Here is a 1,702-nt window from a genome sequence, read left to right as displayed (position 1 = left end):
GCATAGAGCACGCCGACGCCGTGCGGGCCGAGCTGGGTGGCAAAGGCCAGCCCGTGGGCCAGCAGCGCCCAGAGGGCCCCGGCGAAAACCAGCGCTGCGCAGCACAGGGCCAGGGTCGTGGAAACCTGTGGGGTGCTGGTGCTCAAGACGTTCCTGTCCTCAATAGATCCTGCCTAGTGAGCTGATGGTTGTCACAACATACCACCGCAGCGTGGGCACGGGACCGAAACACGGCGTGCCGCTGACGGATTGGCGGCAAACGGCTAGTGTTGATCAGGTGAACGAAGAACTCTCCGAGGGCGCCCACTGGGTCCGCGAAGCCATTGCGCTGCTTGACGCCGACGCCAACCGCAGCGCCGACACCCACCTGCACGTCTTCCCGCTGCCCGCCCAGTGGGGCATCGACCTGTACCTGAAGGACGAGTCGGTGCACCCCACGGGTTCGCTGAAGCACCGCCTGGCGCGTTCGCTGATCCTCTACGGCTTGGTCAACGGCCACATCGGGAAGGACACCACCCTGGTGGAGGCCTCCAGCGGGTCCACCGCGGTCTCCGAGGCCTACTTCGCCCGCATGCTCGGGCTGCCGTTCATAGCCGTGGTGCCGCACGGAACCAGCAGTGAGAAGGTGGAGCTGATTGAGTTCTACGGCGGGCACTGCCACTTCGTGGATGGGCCGGCGGCCGTCTACCAGTCGGCCCGTGAGCTGGCCGCGGAGAGCAACGGTACTACCTGGACCAGTTCTCCTACGCCGAACGGGCCACCGACTGGCGGGGCAACAACAACATCGCCGAATCGGTGTTCTCCCAGATGTCCGCCGAACGCCACCCGATTCCCTCCTGGATCGTGATCAGCGCCGGCACCGGCGGCACCAGCGCCACCTTCGGGCGTTACGTGCGCTATCGGCGCCACGCGACGAAGGTCGCCGTCGCCGACCCGGAGAACTCGGCCTTCTATGAGGGCTGGCGGCGCCGGGACATGAACTACGCCACCGGCATTGGCTCACGCATCGAGGCATCGGGCGTCCGGTGGTCGAACCGTCCTTCGTGCCCGGGGTGATCGACCAGATGCTGCAGGTTCCCGACGCCGGGTCCATCGCCGCCATGCGCCTGTTGCGGGCCAAGACCCGGCACTGGGCCGGGGCCTCCACCGGCACGAACCTGTACGCCGCCTTCGAGGTGATCGCCCGGAGCTGCGCAACGGCGAGCAGGGCAGCGTGGTGACGCTGATCTGCGACAGGGGCGAGCGCTACCAGAACACCTACTACGATGACGCGTGGCTGCAGGCCAATGACCTGCAGCCCGGACACCACACCGCGGTGCTGGAGCACTTTTTGCAGACCGGGCAGTGGGATCCGGGCCAGTAGCCCGCTCCGCCGGCCAGGGGGCGCCGCTACATCGAAGGGCGCAGGGTGGGCATCAGGCCCAGGGTCTTCTTGCGCTTGTGCACCGAGAAGTAGCGTAGTCCCGCATCCGCGGCCACGAAGCGGCGCCGCGACCGGGCCGGCAGGTAGAGCACGTCGCCCACCGCCAGCGGCACGCTGCCGGTTTCGGTGTGCAGCACCCCGGAGCCGGAAAACACGTGGATCAGCACGTCCAGGTCCGGGCCCCGGTGTTCGCCGATCTGCTCCCCGGAGCCCAGCGCGATGATGTTCGCATCCAGATCCCGTTGTTCGGGCTCCAGCTCCAGATCGCCCGCTGCCTGG

The 1,702-nt window shown here is 67.7% G+C and carries 1 protein-coding gene and 1 pseudogene; one reads left to right on the top strand and one right to left on the bottom strand.

Annotated elements, in window-relative coordinates; all coding sequences use genetic code 11:
* The first annotated feature begins 277 nt into the window (after window positions 1–277).
* A pseudogene (locus tag JCM19049_RS23575) lies at window positions 278–1,363 on the top strand (PLP-dependent cysteine synthase family protein).
* Window positions 1,364–1,389: 26 nt separating this feature from the next.
* Here JCM19049_RS23575 and JCM19049_RS13365 read toward each other — a convergent pair.
* The coding region (locus JCM19049_RS13365) for a cupin domain-containing protein (protein ID WP_054821831.1) at window positions 1,390–1,702 on the bottom strand (313 nt) is incomplete at its 5' end.

This window comes from Arthrobacter sp. JCM 19049 (genome assembly GCF_001310435.1).
The sequence above is the reverse complement of the archived record's forward strand: the minus strand, read 5'-3'. Positions and strand labels throughout refer to the sequence as shown.